Origin of the sequence: Carnobacterium divergens (assembly GCF_900258435.1) — a bacterium.
Classification (GTDB): domain Bacteria; phylum Bacillota; class Bacilli; order Lactobacillales; family Carnobacteriaceae; genus Carnobacterium; species Carnobacterium divergens_A.
In genome coordinates this window covers 1-4001 of record NZ_LT984413.1, presented here as the reverse complement: position 1 = coordinate 4001, position 4001 = coordinate 1, and the positions used below count along the sequence as shown (strand labels likewise).

Here is a 4001-nt window from a genome sequence, read left to right as displayed (position 1 = left end):
GGGGTCAATGGAACATCTTTACGAAAAGTTGCGGTATAAAAACGAAAGCTAGGTTGGATTAACAACTTAGCTTTCGTTTTTTATATCTTCTATTTTTTTCAATTTCATTTTATTTATTTCTCGATAAAGCGTTCCTTGAGAAATAGTGGTAGATTCAAGAATTTCTTTAATCGAATAATCTCCACTGTCATACATTCTCATTGCTAAATTCAATTTTTCTTGAGGAATTTTTGGTCTTCCAATATTTACGCCACGTCTCCTGCTTGCAGTTATTCCTTCTTTTACACGCTCGGCTAATAAATTCCTCTCTAATTCAGCAATCACACTCATCATCTGGAGCATTGCTTTTCCGGTAGGCGTAGAAGTATCCATATTTTCTTTCAACGAAATGAATTCTACCTTTTCTTTTTCTAAGTGCTGAAGAAGAGTCAATATATCCAAAGTATTTCTACCAAGTCGAGAAATACTTTCTACAACTACTGTATCATTTGTCCGGATTATTTTTAACAGTTCTTCAATTCCTGGCCGTGACTTTTTTGTTCCAGTATATTTTTCTTTAATAATTTTTTCAACTCCATATTTTTTTAACTGATCTAATTGTCGATCTAGATGTTGCTCATCTTTTGACACTCTTGCGTATCCTATTATCATATAATTCCTCCTGATGCTCTTTTACTTTATTATCGGTAAATAACTATATTTTTGCAAGTGTTTCTTGTAAACTTATTTATAACTAGTTTTTGTAACTTAGAAAAGCTAGTTATTCAGTATCGAGTTTCAAAAAATATGAGGTTACAAAAACATTGGTTTTTGGTAACCACTCAGGGGGATTAAAATGGTAGAAATTGAACAATTGAAGGGACACCACAAAGAAGGATTTGGGAAATTTATAAATGAGCCATCTAAAGAACAACTTAATCTCTACTTTTATTTAAATGATTCTGATAAAGAGGTTATTGCAAAAATGAAAAAATCGTCCACAAAATTAGGATTCGCAGTTCAACTAGGAACCGTCAGGTTCCTCGGATGCTTTACATCTGATTTTGAAACACTTCCAATAGTGGTCATTCAGCATTTAGCTGCGCAACTAAATATTGACTACAAGGAATTTTATGGGTACACACGTAAACAAACAATTTGGCAACATATGAAACTTATACAAGACTACTATAACTATGTACTATTTACTGATAATGCAGTAGAAAAATATTTATCTGATTGGTTACTTGATCGGTCATGGTATACAACTGAGACGGATAATATGCTTTTTGATATGCTATTAAAAAAATGTTTGGATGAAAAAATTATTTTACCAGGTTTTTCTACTTTTGAACGCTTTGTATCTAAAATTATTGATTCTTCTGAAAAACAACTCTATAAATTACTTTCTGAGATTCCTGCTACATCAGAGGTAGAACGTTTGTTAGAATTATTTGATTTTGTTGGTGAGCCTATACGTGGTGCAACGCTTAAAATGGATATTTTACGAAGCCCTTTGATTGACGAAAGTCAAAAGGAGCTTATTCGTGGGTTTAATAGACTGATTATGTTCCAATCTTTTCATACAGAAAACTGGGACTTTTCTGTAATTCCTGAAGGGAAATTAAAAAAACTTGCCAGCTATGCTTTCAAAGCAAAAGCTCAAGCTATACAAAGAATGCCACTAAATCGCCAAATAGCTCATTTAGTGGCATTTGTTTATGAACATCAGAAAAAAGCAATGGACGAACAACTTTTAGCACTATCAAAATATGTAGATGCTATTTTTAGACGTGCAAAAAATAAAGAAATAAAAGATCGAATGAGAACAATAAAAGATTTAGATCGAGCTGCTCTTACGTTATCAAAAATTGTAGAACTTTTATTTGACGAATCCATTACTAACCAAGAAATTCGAAAAGTTATTTCAGATAAATTTCAAAAAGAAGAAATGGATGCAGCCATTTTTCAAGTTAAGGATATTGTTCGTAACGAGCAAGAACCCATTGCAATTAATGAACTTCGCAAAGCATTCAGGAAAATTAAAAAGTTCATCCCCTCTATTCTTTTATCCATTAACTTTGAAGGTAACAATTACGGGGCAGATAGCTTAGTCGTTTGGGAAAAGATAAAAGAAGTTTTTCCAAAACCAATAACACTAGACCATTTTTATGATATTGAACCCTGTTTATCTAAAAAATGGCAATATTATATACATGAAAATCCCACTTCAGTAAATCAGTGCGTGTTAATTGCTGGGCTAGAACTTCTCTTTCAAGGATTAAAAAAGCATGACATATTTGTTACTAATAGTGAAAAATATGCAGACCCAATGAGCTATTTATTTGATGATTCTACGTGGATAGAGCAACGGGAAGTTTTGATTACTCAACTTGACTTACCTTCTTCAGGCACCTTAGCTGTACAAAAATTAAGCGAAGATTTGTCTCTATCTTTTATAGAAACACAATCAAATTGGGATGCATCTAATATGGCAAGGCTTGAAGAAATAAATGGTGAAGTAAAAATAGTTGTTTCAAATTTGAAAAAGGGAAATGAGCAGCCTAATGAAAAAGAGTTTAAATCACGTGTGCGCCAACTCATGCCTAGCATTGATTTATCCGATTTATTATTGGAAGTAAACCAACGAGTTGGGTTAACTCAATCCTTTAAACATTTAAATGAGAAAGAATCCAGAATGAAACAGTTAGATATTAGTATTTTAGCAGTATTGTTAGCGGAATCATGTAATATTGGATTTTCTCCAGTTTCCAAAAATAATATTGATAGTTTGAAGTATGATAGGCTCACCTATGTAGCTCATCAATACTTACGTATTGATACCTTAACTGCAGCTAATCAAAAAATTATTCATTCACATAAGAAATTGGAACTGGCTCTTGCTTGGGGAAATGGAGAAATGGCGTCTGCAGATGGAATTCGGTATATAACACCGCAAAGATCACTTTACTCTGCTAGTAATCCAAAATACTTTGGCAAAGGCCGAGGAATCACTTTCTATAACTTTGTTTCAGATCATTATATTGGTTTCCATGGAATGGTTGTATCAGGCACGTTAAGAGACTCTCTTTACTTATTAGAGGGACTTCTTAATCAAACCAGCGGATTACAGCCCACTCAGATAATGACAGATACAGCTGGATATAGTGACCTTATTTTTGGATTATTTGGACTACTAGGTTTTCAATTTAGTCCTAGAATTGCGAATAAACATGGTACCAAACTATGGAGAATTGAAAAAAATGCTGATTATGGTTTATTGAATGATGTTACTAAAAGTCGAATTAACACTGATTTAATTGAAGAACATTGGGAAGATATACTTCGAGTAGCAGGTTCCCTGAAATCTGGTAAAGTCAATGCAACTGAACTAACTCGAGCGTTACAACGATCTGGTCAACCAACTTCACTTGGAAAAGCAATTACAGAATATGGAAAGGTTTATAAGACCAAACATCAACTACGCTATCTTTCAGATGAAATTTATGCTCGTCAAATACTTGAACAGCTAAATAAGGGTGAATCACGTCATGCACTTTGCAGAAGTATATTTTACGGAAGAAATGGAAAATTATATCAAACTTATATTGATGGAATGGAGGAGCAGTTAACCTCTTTAAGCGTTGTAACAAATGCAGTAATTTATTGGAATACACTGTATCTTGAAAAAGTATTGGAGCAGATGAAAGTAGAAGGATATGACTGTTCAGAAGAACTTATAGGAAAATTATCTCCACTTTTATTTGAGCATATAAACTTTGTTGGTAAATATTCATTCCAGTATAATCAAGGTCTAGAAGACGGATCATTACGACCATTAAAAACACCTGATTCTCTCTAATGTTCGTGTTTATAAAGATACCGCAACTTTTCGTTCGATTGTTCCAGACAATTTTGGAGCCTTAAAGTCTAAAAAAAATAGAAATGCTGTTAAATCAGCGTTTCTATTTTTTAATAGTCGATTATACCGCAACTTTTCGTTAAGATGTTCCATTGACCCC

At 33.0% G+C, this 4001-nt stretch carries 2 protein-coding genes; one reads left to right on the top strand and one right to left on the bottom strand.

Annotation, left to right across the window (positions count from 1 at the left end; genetic code table 11):
* Positions 1-66: 66 nt before the first annotated feature.
* Positions 67-651, bottom strand: coding sequence for a recombinase family protein (locus CDIMF43_RS00530; RefSeq protein ID WP_010051903.1), 585 nt, complete (start codon positions 649-651; stop codon positions 67-69).
* 184 nt (positions 652-835) lie between these two features.
* Here CDIMF43_RS00530 and CDIMF43_RS00525 point away from each other — a divergent pair, with 184 nt between their 5' ends.
* Positions 836-3841 carry a Tn3 family transposase gene (locus tag CDIMF43_RS00525; RefSeq protein WP_109840894.1) on the top strand — a complete coding sequence of 1002 codons (3006 nt, stop codon included), beginning with the start codon at positions 836-838 and terminating at the stop codon, positions 3839-3841.
* Positions 3842-4001: the final 160 nt, after the last annotated feature.